This is a genomic window from Pseudoxanthomonas sacheonensis (genome assembly GCF_010093305.1).
GTDB classification, from domain to species: Bacteria; Pseudomonadota; Gammaproteobacteria; order Xanthomonadales; family Xanthomonadaceae; genus Pseudoxanthomonas_A; species Pseudoxanthomonas_A sacheonensis.
Map to the genome: position 1 here is coordinate 1 of NZ_PDWS01000026.1, position 12,722 is coordinate 12,722.

A 12,722-nucleotide genomic window follows, 5' to 3' on the forward strand; every position below is an offset into this window, starting at 1 on the left:
TTCATAATTCGTTTCTCTCTACAGCTGCGACACATATTACTCTTGCACCATCATAGCTGTTCTCCTCGCGACTCATGTACTCACTCTAGTTCTTTCTTAATGTAACAGGCACCACCGTCACCTACACTATCCCCTTCGTCTGCATCGTCAGATGTGTGTAAGAAACAAGTTGTAGCCCTGCACGCTTTCGATATAGCGGCCGCGAGCCACGGTGATGCGGTTCTCGGTGCCTTCCAGCTGCGCCTGCAGATCGCGGAAGGACTGGTCGGACTTCAGGTTGGGGTAGTTCTCGGTGACCACCAGCAGGCGCGACAGCGCGCTGGACAGCTCGCCCTGCGCGGCCTGGAAATTCTTCAGCGATTCGGCATCGTCGGCATTGACCTGGATCTGGCCCACGCGTGCGCGCGCATTGGTCACATCGGTCAGCACCTGCCGTTCCTGCTGGGCATAGCCCTGCACGGTCTTGACCAGATTGGGGATCAGGTCGGCGCGGCGCTTGTACTGGTTCAGCACCTCGGACCAGCCGGCCTTGACCGCCTCGTCCTTCTGCTGGATGGCGTTGTAGCCGCAGCCCGACAGCAGCGCGGCCAAGGCGAGGATCAGGAACGAACGCGAAAGCAGGCGCATGGCGGAAGTCCTTCCGGTTGGATTGCGGCCATTGCAGCACCGCGCCGGCCCCGGCGCAACTGCCGGGGCGCCGCCTTGTACAGCCGAGCTTGCTCGGCTGTCTTTACGCCGGATATCGGGATTAAGAGCAGCCGAGCAAGCTCGGCTCTACAAAAATCCCGGTTACGGCACGATCGGATGCTGGTGCTGCGCGCCGCGGCGGCGCATCAGCAGGTTCAGCCATTCGACCATCACCGAGAAACCCATGGCGAAGTAGATGTACGGCTTGGGTACGTGCACTTCAAGACCATCGAGTATCAGCACCACGCCGATCAGCACGATGAAGGCCAGCGCCAGCATCTTGATGGTGGGGTTGGCATCGATGAAACGGCCCAGCGGATTGGCCGCCAGCAGCATCACCGCCACCGCCAGCAGGATCGCGGCCACCATCACCGGGATGTGCTGCGCCATGCCCACCGCGGTGATCACCGAATCCAGCGAAAACACGATATCGATGACGGCGATCTGCAGGATCACCATGGCGAACACGCCCGAAGTCCTGGTGGTGTTGGGATCCTCGTCGTGGCCGCCGGTGATCAGCTCGCGGATTTCCATGCCGCCTTTCACCAGCAGGAAGATGCCGCCCAGGATCAACACCAGGTCGCGCACCGAAATGCCCATGCCGAATACGCTGAACAGGTCGTGCTGCATGCGCGCCAGGAACGCCAGCGATATCAGCAGCGCGATGCGCGTGATGCAGGCCACCGCAATGCCGAACTTGCGGGCGACGTCGCGCTGGTGCTCCGGCAGCTTGCCCACGGCGATGGAAATGAACACCAGGTTGTCGATGCCCAGCACGATTTCCAGCGCGCTCAAAGTAACCAGGGTGAGCCAGACGTTGGGGTCGGCGAGAAATTCGAAACTCATCGTCAATCAGTCCTTCAAAGCGAAAAAAGTCGCGGGCCCAGAATCAGGCCCCAGCACAGCAATACGTTCATCATCAGCACGAACACGGCGGCCGAGCCCATATCCTTCGCGCGCCCGGCCAGCTCGTGGAACTCGGGACCGTAGCGTTCGATCACCGCTTCCACCGCCGAATTGAGCAGTTCGGCCGACAGCACCAGCAGGCAGCTGCCGATCAGCAGCGCGCGTTCCACGCCGCTTTCGCCCAGCCAGATCGCCAGCGGCCCCAGCACGGCCAGCAGATAGCACTCCAGGCGGAACGAGGATTCGTGCAGCCAAGCCGCCTGCAGGCCCTGGAACGACCAGACCGCAGCCTTCAATATCCTGCCCGGTCCCCGCGGCAGATGCCCTTTTTCATCGGCCATGTCGAAAAAGCTCAGCGGAAATGGGCATGGGCTGGGAGGAATTCGCGGGTGAGGCGTCGATTTTGCCACAAGGCGGCTGCCGTCACCCGGTTTGCACTGGCCGGCGCGGGCTGTTTCACTAGCTAAAACCATAGGACCCGTCTCTGATGCTGCTACCGCGCCATCTAATTCTCGCCAGCCTGCTGATTCTGCTGACCGCCTGCGCCAGCGCTCCGCCCGCCCCCCAGGGGCCGCCGCGCATCCCCGAGCAGGTCTCCAAGGCCGACTGGGAACAGGACATGCAGCGCTTCGCGGCCATGGATGCGGCATCCCCGCCGCCGCGGCATGGCGTGCTTTTCGTCGGCAGTTCGTCGATCCGGTTGTGGGAGACGCTGGCGGCCGATTTTCCCGGCGTACCGGTGATCAACCGCGGTTTCGGGGGATCCGAACTACGCGACAGCACCTTCTATGCCGACCGCATCGTGATTCCGTATGCGCCCAGGCAGATCGTGCTCTACGCAGGCGAAAACGACCTTCAGTCCGGCCGCACGCCGCAGCAGGTGGTGGCCGATTTCCGCACTTTCGTCGAGCGCGTGCGCCGCGATCTGCCCAAGGTGCGCATCGCCTACATCTCCAACAAACCCAGCCCCTTGCGCGCAGGGCTGCTGGAGGCGCAACGACAGGCCAATGCGCTGATCAAGGCGGAAGCGGGACGATCGCACGTCGATTACATCGACGTTTTCACGCCCATGCTCGATGCGAACGGCCAGCCGCGCGGAGAACTCTTCGTCGAAGACCGGCTGCATATGAATCGCGCCGGGTACGAACTTTGGCGGCAGAAGATCGCCCCTTATCTGACCGGCCATTGAAGTCCGCCGGTAACGAATCCGTAACCCGATCAGGCATAGATTCCCGGCTCTCGCACCGCATAAGGAGCCAGGACATGGCCGTGAACTACATTCCCGACGGCTACCACACCGTCACCGCTTACCTGATGGTGGACGATGCCGCCAAGGCGCTGGATTTCTATCGCGACGCGTTCGGCGCCGAAGAACTCTTCCGCCTGCCCATGGGCGACAAGATCGGCCACGCCGAGATCATGATCGGCGACACCCACCTGATGCTGGCCGACGAATTCCCCGAGATGGACGCGCTGGGACCGAACAAGCGCGGCGGGCCGACCGCCAGCTTCGTGATCTACGTGTCCGACGCCGACGCGGCTTACGACAAGGCCGTGAAAGCGGGAGCCAAAGCGGACCGTCCGCTGAAGGACGAATTCTGGGGCGACCGAATCGGCACCGTGATCGATCCGTTCGGCCACAAATGGTCGCTGGCCACGCACAAGGAAGAAGTGCCGCCGGAGGAAATGCAGCGGCGCATGGAAGAGTGGAACAAGCAGCAATAGGAAACCGTTCGCAGAAGCTCCCGTCGGAACGCCGAACGAGCGCCGATAAATGCAGAAGGCCCGGCTTTGGCCGGGCCTTCTGGCAAAGAACATGCGACCGCGAATCAGAAGCCGGTCGTATTGAGACGGCCGCCGGTCACCGTCTTGTTCTGCAGGGAAGCCGTCGGCACCGTGTTGGCAAGAATGGCGGCCTTGATATCGGCAGCGGTCGCGCCCGGACGCGTCGAGGCGTACAGGGCGGCAGCACCGGTGACGTGAGGCGTCGCCATGGAAGTGCCGCTATAGCTCGCGTAGCTGGAGATCAGCGAACCCTTCGAGCTCTTGGGAACGGTCGACCAGATGCCCGAACCCGGTGCGCCCAGATCCACCGTGGTCTTGCCCCATTGCGAGAAGCTCGACAAGGCGCCGGTATTGGTGATCGACGCTACGGCGATGATGTTCGCGTTGGGATAGTTGGAGGGATAGCTGGCGGTGGCGTCGTTGTCGTAGGCGTCGTTGCCGGCTGCGGCCACGAACAGGATGTTGGCCGTATTGGCGCGGCCGATGGCGTCCTGCAACGCCTGCGAGAACCCGCCGCCGCCCCACGAATTGTTGGTGGCGACGATGTTCAGGCCGTGCCGGGTCTTGAGATCGTTGAAATAGTCGATGGCTTTGATCGCATTGGCGGTGGTGCCTCCGCGACGGCCCAGGAATTTGCCGCTGATCAGCTTGATGCCGCTCCAGCACACGCCCGCGACGCCCTTGGCGTTGCCGCCGATTCCGGCGATGGTGCCCGATACATGGGTGCCATGGTCGTCGTTGGCGCCGCCCGAATTGATGTTGTTGCTGTTGCCGTCGAAGTCCCAACCGCGCACGTCGTCGATGTAGCCGTTGCCGTCGTTGTCGACGCCGTCGGCCGGATCGTAGGGATTGGTCCAGATATTGGCGGCGAGGTCTTCATGCTGGTAGTAGATGCCTTCGTCGATCACGCCCACGATCACGTTGCCGCACGAAGTGTGGCCGCCGGTCCAGCTCTCCGCCGCCTGGGAACCGTATTGGTTGGCCGGCGAAGAACCGTCGCCGTACATGCCCCACAGCGAACCGTTGGTGTAGTAGGTATCGTTGGAGGTCGCCTGATGCTGGTACGTCCAGTTCGGCTCCGCGTATTCCACTGCAGGGTCGTTGCTGATCGCGCTGACGGCCGCGGCGACGTCCAGGCCAGGGGGAAGCCTGAGCAGCGCGAGCTCGCCTTTCTTCGAGTTGCCGGCGCGCACGGTTTCCAGTTTCTGCGCTCCCAACCCCTGGTTCAACGCCTGCCGGTCGGTCGCGCTGGCGCCATCGCGATACTTGACGAGCAACTCGCCGCTTGCATGCGCGCGACCGTTGCCCAGCGACTGCAACACCAGATCCGGGCGTCCGCCCGCCTGGACTGCGAATGAAGTACCCAGTGCGATCAATACCGAACCCGCCAGCAAACCGAAACGATGCTTACCCTTCATGAGTGACGCCCCGTGTTGAATTTTGGCCGCCCGGAATGGACGGCCTACCGGCAACCTAAGTCATCCATGGTGCTCATGCAATGGTGCTGCAACGGAATTTGTGCTCGGCTGTGGAAAATATTTTGCTGAACGCGTGTCTCACATTAAGAGGTAACCGTTTCCACTGCACCCGCATGCTTAATGGGCGGCATGGATGGAATGGCGGCGCTTCGCGACACTCGGCGTGACCCCTTCCAATAGCGTTAACAGGCCCTAGTCGCCCTGAAGAAATATCGCCGTGCCGCGCGAGCCGTCCGTTGCGATCCAGCCGCGATACATGCCCGCCGTACTGAACGGCATGGCGATGTTGCCGTCGCGATCCACCGCGATGGCGCCGCCGTCGCCGCCGAGCTCGGGCACGCGCCGCATGATCACCGCTTCGGCTGCCGCGAGGAGAGTGTCGCCGCCGTACGCCATGCGCGCGGCGATGTCGTGCGCGACCGCATTGCGGATGAAGAATTCGCCCCAGCCGGTCCCCGAAACCGCACAGCGTTCGTCGGCCCAGGTACCGGCGCCGATCAAGGGCGAATCGCCGACGCGTCCGTAACGCTTGTTGGTCATGCCGCCGGTGGAGGTGGCGGCGGCGAGATCGCCTTGCGAATCCAGCGCGACGGCGCCGACGGTGCCGAAGTACTTTCCGCGCAGGCCTTCGTCGCCCGCCTCGGTGCGTTCGCGCGCCTGTTCCTGGTCGAGTTGCGCGCGGCGGGTGCCGGTGTCGAACCAGTGGTTGGCCACGCGTTCGATCTGCGGCTGGGTGTCGGCGAAGCGCTCGGCTCCGGCGCCGATCATCATCACGTGCGGCGACTGTTCCATCACCGCGCGGGCGAGCCGCACCGGATTGCGGATGGTTTCCACGCCCGCCACCGCGCCGGCGCGGCGCGTTTGTCCCTCCATGATCGACGCATCCAGTTCATGTTTTCCGTCGGCGTTGTATACCGAGCCCTTGCCGGCGTTGAAACGCGGCGATTCCTCCAGCGCGACGACGGCCGCTTCGACCGCATCGAGCGCGCTGCCGCCCGCGGCGAGAATGCGGCGCCCGGCTTCGAGCGCGGCGTCCAGATCGGCGCGGATGGATGCTTCTTCGACGGTAGAAAGCTGGTCGCGCTCGATCACGCCGGCGCCACCATGGATGACGAGTGCGAAGGGGCGGGTCGTGTTGTTCATCGAGCGCATCGGCAGAGAGTCGATGCGAAGGATAACTGATGCCGAACGCATTGTAGGAGCTGCGTACGCTGCGACCGAAAAGAGTGAACTCACTCTCTACTCGGGGCCAAACGCAACAGGTCGCAGCGTACGCAGCTCCTACAACATGCCTTACTGTTGGCGCAGGGCTTCTATGGGATCGAGTTGCGAAGCCTTTCTGGCCGGGTAGTAGCCGAAGAACAGCCCCGTGGCGATGGAGAACGCCGCCGCCAGCGCCACCACCTGCCCGTTGAGCACGATGGGCAGTTCGCTGAACTTGCCCACCAGCAGCGCGCCCACCACCCCGATCACGATCCCGATCACCCCGCCGACCAGCGAAATCAGCATGGCTTCGGCCAGGAACTGGCGGCGCACGTCAGAAGGCCCCGCACCCACCGCCATGCGCAGGCCGATTTCGCGGATGCGCTCGGTCACCGACACCAGCATGATGTTCATGATTCCGATGCCGCCGATGATCAGGCAGATGGTGGCCACCGCGCCCAGCAGTTTCGACATCAGGTTGGTGGTGGCGGTACGCGTGGCGACGATCTCGGAGATGTTGCGCACGTTGAAATCGTCGTCCTCGCCGGGCGCTATCTTGTGCCGCTGGCGCAGCAGCGCTTCCACCTCGCCCTGCGCGTAAGTCAGGTCCTTGGCGTCGGCCACGGTCAAAGCGATCTGCATCACCGCTCCCGACGGCAGGCCCATGGCGCCCATCAGGCGCCGGCGCGCGGTTTCCAGCGGAACCATGACCACATCGTCCTGATCCTGGCCGAAGCCGCCCTGTCCTTTAGGCTTGAGCGTGCCGACCACGGTGAACGGCACCCGCCCCAGCCGAATGGTCTGGCCGACGCCCGGATCGTCGCCGAACAGCGTACGCCGCACGGTTTCGCCCAGGATCACCACTTTGCCGGCGCTGGTGTAATCCTGCGCATCGAAGCCGTCGCCATTGGCGATGGACCAGCCGTTGATGTCGAAGAAATCGGTCTGCACGCCCTGCCAGCTGGTGGAAGCGTTGTTTTCCGCGTACACCACCTGGGTGTTGCCGCGCAGCGCCCCCGCTACGTACTGCACTTCGGGAATTTCGCTGCGGATCGCCTCCGCATCGCCCTCGTTGAGAGTGAAGAAGCTGCTGGCGCTCATGCGCGCGCCGCCGCCGCCGCGGCCCGCGCCCGGCGAAATGTCCAGGCGCTGCGAACCCAGGCCCGAAACCATCTTGTCGATTTCCGCCTGCGTGCCTTGTCCCACCGACACCATCACGATCACCGCCGCGATGCCGATGATCACGCCCAGCGAAGTCAATGCGCTGCGCATCCAATTGCCGCGCAGGGCGTGGATGGCGGTGCGCAGGATATCGGTGAAGTTCATGCGGTCCCCTCCGCATGCGCGCTCTCATCCAACAGCACGCCATCGCGCATCACGAAGATGCGGTCCGCGTGCGCGGCCACTTCCGCGTCGTGGGTGATCAGCACCACCGTGTGGTCGTCGTCGCGCAGCTGCTTGAACAGGGCCAGGATCTCCTCGCCGGTCTTGCTGTCCAGCGCGCCGGTGGGCTCGTCGGCCAGCAGGATCGGCGGGCGGTTGATCAACGCGCGCGCGATGGCGACCCGCTGCTGCTGGCCGCCGGACAGCTCGCTGGGCTTGTGCGACGAGCGTTCGCCCAATCCCACCGACGCCAATGCCTCCTGCGCGCGCCTGGTGCGCTCCGCCGGCTTCACCTGCGCGTAACCCAGCGGCATGGCGACGTTCTCCAGCGCGTTCATCCGCGGCAACAGGTTGAACCCCTGGAAGACGAAACCGATCTTGTCGCGGCGCAGGATCGCCAGCTCTTCGGCATCCAGCGTGGACACGTCCACGCCATCGCATTCGTATACGCCGGAAGTGGGCGTGTCCAGGCAGCCGATCAGGTTCATCAGGGTGGACTTGCCCGAGCCCGACGGCCCCATGATGGCCACGAAATCGCCGCGGCCGATGCGCAGGTCCACGCCCTGCAGGGCGGCGACCTCGGCCTCGGTGCCCGGCGAATAGATCTTGGAAAGCGCGCGGGTCAGGATGACCGGTGTGTCGGCGGCCCTTGCAGGGGATGACGCGCTCATTCCTTGGCGCGCTCGCCGGTGATGATCTGGTCGCCTTCCTTCAAACCGCCGCCGGAGACTTCGGTGGCGGTGCCGTCGCTGGCGCCGATGCGCACCATCACCGTCTCGGGCTTGCCATCGACCAGCCGGTAGAGGGAGGCGCGCTTGGCGTTGAGCAATGCGCCCAGCGCGGCATCCCACCGCTGCTTCTGCGCATCGTCCAGACTGCCGCGGAACGCGGCGAAATCCTGCTGGAAGCGTTCGGCCATGCGCTGGCGCATTTGCGCCTGCATGGCGCCGGCGCCGCTGCCGCCGCCAATCACGACCATGCCTTGCGGCGGTCCGCCGCGGCCGCCACCGAACATGCTGTTGCCGCCCTGCGCCGCCTGCGCCTGGCGCGCGGCCTGGCGCTCGCGAACCGTTGCCACCGCCGCGTCGAATGCGGCCTGCTGCTGCGGATCGACCTTCAGCTCGGCGACCGTGCGCGCCAGATCGTCGATGATGCCGCTGCCGCCGATGCGCTGCGGGCCCTGCGCCGGCGGCTGAGCCGCACCGGTAGCGCTCACCGCCGGCTTGTAGCGCAGCGCCGCGTTGGAGATCTTCAGCACTTTGTCGCGCTTGCTGACTTCGATCTCCGCGTTGACGGTCAGGCCCGGAAGCAGCGTGCCGTCGCTGTTGTCGACGGTAACCACCACCGGATAGGTCACTACGTTATTGGTGGTGGTGGCCGCCAGCCGCACCTGCTCGACCGTGCCCTTGAACTGGCGGTCGGCGAACGCATCGGCGGTGAAGGAAACCACCTGCCCCACTTTGACCTGGCCGATGTCCGATTCGTCCACGGCCAGCTCGATCTTCATCTTGCTCAGATCCTCGGCGATGGTGAACAGTTCCGGTGCCGAGAAGTTGGCGGCCACCGTCTGTCCGGGCTCGATGGTGCGGGTCAGCACCACGCCGTCCACCGGCGAAGTGATCACCGTGCGTTGCAGGTTGACCCGCGTGGTCTGGGTGGAAGCGGTCTGCTGACGGATCTGCGCCTGCGAGGAATTGACCTGCGCGCGCGCCTGGTCCAGCGCCGAGCGGGCCAAGTCGACATCGCTCTGGGCGACCAGCTTCTGCTTGCCCAGGTCCGCCTTGCGCTGGTAATCCAGTTCGGCGTTGCGGAGCGTCGCCCGCGCCTGCGCCAGGGAGGCGCTGGCGCTGGCGATCTGCGCCGTGCCCTGTTCGATCTGCGCCTCGTAGGTGCTGGGGTCGATGCGCGCCAGCACGTCGCCTTTTTTCACCTGGCTGTTGAAATCGACCAGCACATCGGTGACCTGGCCGGAAATCTGGCTGCCCACGGTGACCGTGGAAATGGCGCTCAAGGTTCCCGTCGCCGAAATCGCGACCCGGATATCGCCGCGCTCCACCGGCGTGGTCCGGTACGCGCCTTCGGCCGCTTTGCTTTCGCGGTTGTCCCAGTACCACAAGCCCGCCGCGAACAGCACGAGCGCACCCACGGCAAGCGCGATCCTTGAAGCCAGTTTGCGGGAATTCGGGGCGCTGCGTCGCGTCTGGCTCATGCGGAAGTCGGACCTGGGGGAAATGGGAGTCGGGCAATTAACGCACGGCTGCGGTCAGCGTTGACAGCGTGGGCGTGGCCTCAGTTCCCGATCCGCGCCGCGTTCATCCCAGGCTCAAGTCGCGGAAGCGGATAGTGGCGGTAGTGCCGGCGCCCATCGTGCTTTCCAGCTCTATCTTCCAGCCGAAACGGTCGCACAGCCGCCGCACTATCGACAGGCCCAGGCCGGTCCCTTGCGGACGCGAAGGATCGGCCCGGTAGAACGGCTCGAAAGCGCGCGCCATCGAATCCCCGCTCATGCCGATGCCGGTGTCGCGGACGACGACCCGGTCCTGCTCCAGGACCACATCGATACGTCCCCGGTCGGTATAGCTGCACGCATTGCGCAGCAGGTTGCTGATCACCACCTGCATCACCCGGGGCGGCGCATGCAGGCGCGGCTTGGCGTTGCAAGTCACTTCCAGGTCCACATGCTTGCCGACCAGCAGCGCGCGCGCATTGTCGGCTTCGTCCAGCAGGATGTCGGCCAGCTCGAAATCCTCGCTCTGCGGCTCCACCTCGTTCTCGCGCGCCAGGATCAGGAAGGCGTCGATCACCGCCTCCATGTCGCGTCCGGCGCGCTGTATGCGTTGCAGGGAACGCGTCACCCGGGGCGAGGAGTCCTCGGTCATGGCCATGTCGCTGGCCACCCGGATCACGGTCAGGGGAGTGCGCAGTTCATGGCTGGCGTCGCGGGTGAAATCGCGCTCGCGCGCCACATGCGCCGCCACGCGATGGGCCAGGCCATGCAGCGCCGAGGCGAGCTGGCGGGCCTCGCCCTGCACTTCCGGCGGCAGCTTGTCGGGCGCCAGCTTGCTGAAGTCCGGATGGCGCGGGTCCCACTGCGTGACCTGCCGGGCCAGCCAGGTGACCGGCGAAATCAGGCGTTTGGAGGCGCGGTAGGTCAACCAGGAAACGAAGTAGATGGTGACCAGGGTCATGATGATGGGCAGCGTGCCGAAGTAGAACGCCAGGCGCGTGGCTTGCGACCGCAGGAATACCAGGTACAGGCGGCCGGCGGGTTTCTCGTCGACCAGCACCAGCAGGTCGTCGTCCTTCAATTCGTGGAAGCCGGGCTTGAGCGCGCGCAGGTTCTCGGGGAGCAGCAGATTGGAGCGTCCGCGCAGCACCAGGTAGCCGCGCATGTTGTAGGTGTTGGGCGGCGGCTGGGCTTCGGAGGCGCCGTAGAGGTCCCAGAAATGCGCGGCCTCTTCCTGCAGGGCCGCGTTGATCAGGCTTTGCTTGATCACCGCCGAAACCAGGAAAACGCCCAGCACGATCGCCAGACTGGCCAGCGCCACCTGCACGATGAAGGCGATCCGGATTTTGCGTGGCAGCCCCTGCGGCATTTTTCGTTCCGTAACTGTGCGGGCGGCTGCAGTCACAGCCGCGGTCAGGCGATATCGGCGATGCGATAGCCCGCGCTCTGCACGGTATGCAGCAGCGGCTTGTCGAAGGGTTTGTCGATCACCTTGCGCAGGTTGTACAGATGGCTGCGCAGCGTATCCGAATCGGGCAGGCCGTTGCCCCAGATCTCACGCTCGATCTCCTGCCGGGTGACCACGCGCGGCGATTCGCGCATCAGGATGGTCAGCAGGCGCAAACCTATGGGCGACAGCATCAGCTCCGAGCCGCCGCGCGTGGCCCGCATGCTCACCGGGTCCAGCACCAGATCCGCGACCTTCAACACCTCGGCGCCCACCTGGCGCCGCTCGCGCCGGATCAGGGCACGCAGGCGCGCTTCCAGCTCCTGGATGGCGAAGGGTTTGGTGAGGTAGTCGTCGGCGCCCGAGCCCAGCCCGGTCAATTTGTCGTCCAGGGTGTCGCGGGCGGTCAGCATCAATACGGGGGTGGATTTGCGCGCCTCGTTGCGCAGGCGGCGGCAAACCTCCATGCCATCCATGCGCGGCAGCATCAGGTCCAGCACCAGCACGTCGTAGCTGTTCTCGACCGCAAGCCGGTAACCGTCCAGGCCGTCGGTGGCGTAATCCACCTCGAACCCCCGGCCTTCCAGGTACTCCCCGATCATTTCCGAGATGTTGCGGTTGTCTTCCACCACAAGCACAAGCCCGGCCGTTTCCTGTGTATGACGCATGCCGTCTCCTCATCGCTTCAGGTTTGTGAAGCTACCCGCTCGCGAGTTGAGGTCATGTGAAGGCGGCAACTGTACCGGTCAAGACGTTAGGCTAGCGATTTCCCCTACTCGCCAGCCCTATGACCGCACGTCTCCTGCCCCTGCTGTTGCTGCTCGGTTCGAATATCTTCATGACCTTCGCCTGGTACGGCCACCTGAAATACAAGGGTTCGCCCCTGATCGTGGCCATCCTGGCCAGCTGGGGCATCGCTTTCTTCGAATACACGCTGATGGTGCCGGCCAACCGGCTGGGCAGCAGCGTTTACACGGTGGTGCAGCTGAAGACCGTCCAGGAAATCCTCACCCTGGTGGTTTTCGCGGGATTCTCGGCCTGGTATCTGGGGCAGCCGTTGAAATGGAACCACTACGCGGCGTTCGCGCTGATCGTGGGCGCGGCCTTCCTGATGTTCTACGAGCCGGCGGCCGCTACAGTTTGACCTTGCCGGTCAGTATGTCCTTGAACATCACCCAGTCGCCGGCGAAGGAATAGAACGGATGCTTGAAGGTGGCCGGCCGGTTCTTCTCGAAGAAGAAATGGCCTACCCATGCGAATCCATAGCCGCAGAACAGCGCGCCCAGCGCCCACCAGGGATTGCCGGTGAACAGGGCGGTCGCCAGCAACCCCAGCACCCCCCAACTGCCGATGAAATGCAGCCGGCGCGAGATCCGGTTGCGGTGCTCTTGCAGGTAGAACGGGTAGAACTCGCGGAAGCTGGCGAAACGGTTCATGGCATGCACCGGAGGCGGTTGGCACCAGCGGATGATGCGGGCGCCGACCGGCGAGCACAACACCTCATCGACAGGTCGGTAATGAACCTCAAAGGCGTAGCCGACTTGTCGAACCCCTCCCCAAGGCTGCGGACTGGTGAGCATCCGGAAACAGAAAGCCCGTTCGTGGT

General features: G+C 64.5%; 13 protein-coding genes and 1 pseudogene. 3 read left to right on the forward strand and 11 right to left on the reverse strand.

Features of this window, described 5'->3' with window-relative positions:
- Window positions 1-159: 159 nt before the first annotated feature.
- From CSC73_RS17505 to CSC73_RS17515, 3 genes and pseudogenes are all read right to left on the reverse strand, one after another.
- Window positions 160-627, reverse strand: a pseudogene (locus tag CSC73_RS17505) (LemA family protein); the annotation flags it as partial.
- A 162-nt stretch (window positions 628-789) separates the two neighbouring features.
- Window positions 790-1,533, reverse strand: coding sequence for a TerC family protein (locus tag CSC73_RS17510; RefSeq protein ID WP_163843144.1), 744 nt, complete (start codon window positions 1,531-1,533; stop codon window positions 790-792).
- Window positions 1,534-1,547: 14 nt separating this feature from the next.
- The gene (locus tag CSC73_RS17515) at window positions 1,548-1,934 is read right to left on the reverse strand and encodes a diacylglycerol kinase (RefSeq protein ID WP_163843146.1); all 387 of its coding nucleotides are present in this window, start codon (window positions 1,932-1,934) and stop codon (window positions 1,548-1,550) included.
- A 146-nt stretch (window positions 1,935-2,080) separates the two neighbouring features.
- Here CSC73_RS17515 and CSC73_RS17520 point away from each other — a divergent pair, with 146 nt between their 5' ends.
- Together CSC73_RS17520 and CSC73_RS17525 are read left to right on the forward strand one after the other, a co-directional pair.
- On the forward strand, window positions 2,081-2,782 hold the full coding sequence (locus CSC73_RS17520) for an SGNH/GDSL hydrolase family protein (protein WP_163843148.1): 702 nt from the start codon (window positions 2,081-2,083) through the stop codon (window positions 2,780-2,782).
- A 74-nt stretch (window positions 2,783-2,856) separates the two neighbouring features.
- On the forward strand, window positions 2,857-3,318 hold the full coding sequence (locus tag CSC73_RS17525) for a VOC family protein (RefSeq protein ID WP_163843151.1): 462 nt from the start codon (window positions 2,857-2,859) through the stop codon (window positions 3,316-3,318).
- A gap of 104 nt (window positions 3,319-3,422) precedes the next feature.
- On the opposite strand, the gene CSC73_RS17530 is transcribed toward CSC73_RS17525, so the two are convergent.
- From CSC73_RS17530 to CSC73_RS17560, 7 genes are all read right to left on the reverse strand, one after another.
- Window positions 3,423-4,796 carry a S8 family serine peptidase gene (locus CSC73_RS17530; protein ID WP_163843153.1) on the reverse strand — a complete coding sequence of 458 codons (1,374 nt, stop codon included), beginning with the start codon at window positions 4,794-4,796 and terminating at the stop codon, window positions 3,423-3,425.
- A 252-nt stretch (window positions 4,797-5,048) separates the two neighbouring features.
- Window positions 5,049-5,999: an isoaspartyl peptidase/L-asparaginase family protein gene (locus tag CSC73_RS17535; protein WP_246197564.1), complete on the reverse strand. Its 951-nt coding sequence runs from the start codon at window positions 5,997-5,999 to the stop codon at window positions 5,049-5,051.
- 150 nt (window positions 6,000-6,149) lie between these two features.
- Window positions 6,150-7,385 (reverse strand): ABC transporter permease, encoded by a 1,236-nt coding sequence (locus CSC73_RS17540; protein WP_163843158.1) that lies wholly within the window; start codon window positions 7,383-7,385, stop codon window positions 6,150-6,152.
- A complete protein-coding gene (locus CSC73_RS17545; RefSeq protein WP_163843160.1) occupies window positions 7,382-8,113 on the reverse strand; it encodes an ABC transporter ATP-binding protein in 732 nt (243 codons plus the stop codon). Before CSC73_RS17545 ends, CSC73_RS17540 begins: the two co-directional genes overlap by 4 nt.
- Window positions 8,110-9,651, reverse strand: coding sequence for an efflux RND transporter periplasmic adaptor subunit (locus tag CSC73_RS17550; protein WP_163843162.1), 1,542 nt, complete (start codon window positions 9,649-9,651; stop codon window positions 8,110-8,112). Before CSC73_RS17550 ends, CSC73_RS17545 begins: the two co-directional genes overlap by 4 nt.
- Before the next feature lie 103 nt (window positions 9,652-9,754).
- Complete coding sequence (locus CSC73_RS17555) at window positions 9,755-11,038, reverse strand: sensor histidine kinase (protein WP_163843165.1); 1,284 nt, start codon at window positions 11,036-11,038, stop codon at window positions 9,755-9,757.
- Window positions 11,039-11,082: 44 nt separating this feature from the next.
- Window positions 11,083-11,784, reverse strand: coding sequence for a response regulator transcription factor (locus CSC73_RS17560; protein WP_093287368.1), 702 nt, complete (start codon window positions 11,782-11,784; stop codon window positions 11,083-11,085).
- 119 nt (window positions 11,785-11,903) lie between these two features.
- Here CSC73_RS17560 and CSC73_RS17565 point away from each other — a divergent pair, with 119 nt between their 5' ends.
- Window positions 11,904-12,260, forward strand: coding sequence for a DMT family protein (locus CSC73_RS17565; RefSeq protein WP_163843169.1), 357 nt, complete (start codon window positions 11,904-11,906; stop codon window positions 12,258-12,260).
- Here CSC73_RS17565 and CSC73_RS17570 read toward each other — a convergent pair.
- Complete coding sequence (locus CSC73_RS17570; protein WP_163843171.1) at window positions 12,250-12,552, reverse strand: Mpo1-like protein; 303 nt, start codon at window positions 12,550-12,552, stop codon at window positions 12,250-12,252. The genes CSC73_RS17565 and CSC73_RS17570 overlap by 11 nt on opposite strands.
- Window positions 12,553-12,722 lie beyond the last annotated feature (170 nt).

What these genes read in the sequence shown, in the direction of transcription:
- CSC73_RS17550 (WP_163843162.1), bottom strand. Translation starts at nt 9,651, where the DNA reads ATGAGCCAGACGCGACGCAGCGCCCCGAATTCCCGCAAACTGGCTTCA.
- CSC73_RS17540 (WP_163843158.1), bottom strand. Translation starts at nt 7,385, where the DNA reads ATGAACTTCACCGATATCCTGCGCACCGCCATCCACGCCCTGCGCGGC.
- CSC73_RS17525 (WP_163843151.1), top strand. Translation starts at nt 2,857, where the DNA reads ATGGCCGTGAACTACATTCCCGACGGCTACCACACCGTCACCGCTTAC.
- CSC73_RS17510 (WP_163843144.1), bottom strand. Translation starts at nt 1,533, where the DNA reads ATGAGTTTCGAATTTCTCGCCGACCCCAACGTCTGGCTCACCCTGGTT.
- CSC73_RS17560 (WP_093287368.1), bottom strand. Translation starts at nt 11,784, where the DNA reads ATGCGTCATACACAGGAAACGGCCGGGCTTGTGCTTGTGGTGGAAGAC.
- CSC73_RS17520 (WP_163843148.1), top strand. Translation starts at nt 2,081, where the DNA reads ATGCTGCTACCGCGCCATCTAATTCTCGCCAGCCTGCTGATTCTGCTG.
- CSC73_RS17555 (WP_163843165.1), bottom strand. Translation starts at nt 11,038, where the DNA reads ATGCCGCAGGGGCTGCCACGCAAAATCCGGATCGCCTTCATCGTGCAG.
- CSC73_RS17535 (WP_246197564.1), bottom strand. Translation starts at nt 5,999, where the DNA reads ATGAACAACACGACCCGCCCCTTCGCACTCGTCATCCATGGTGGCGCC.
- CSC73_RS17570 (WP_163843171.1), bottom strand. Translation starts at nt 12,552, where the DNA reads ATGAACCGTTTCGCCAGCTTCCGCGAGTTCTACCCGTTCTACCTGCAA.
- CSC73_RS17530 (WP_163843153.1), bottom strand. Translation starts at nt 4,796, where the DNA reads ATGAAGGGTAAGCATCGTTTCGGTTTGCTGGCGGGTTCGGTATTGATC.
- CSC73_RS17565 (WP_163843169.1), top strand. Translation starts at nt 11,904, where the DNA reads ATGACCGCACGTCTCCTGCCCCTGCTGTTGCTGCTCGGTTCGAATATC.
- CSC73_RS17545 (WP_163843160.1), bottom strand. Translation starts at nt 8,113, where the DNA reads ATGAGCGCGTCATCCCCTGCAAGGGCCGCCGACACACCGGTCATCCTG.
- CSC73_RS17515 (WP_163843146.1), bottom strand. Translation starts at nt 1,934, where the DNA reads ATGGCCGATGAAAAAGGGCATCTGCCGCGGGGACCGGGCAGGATATTG.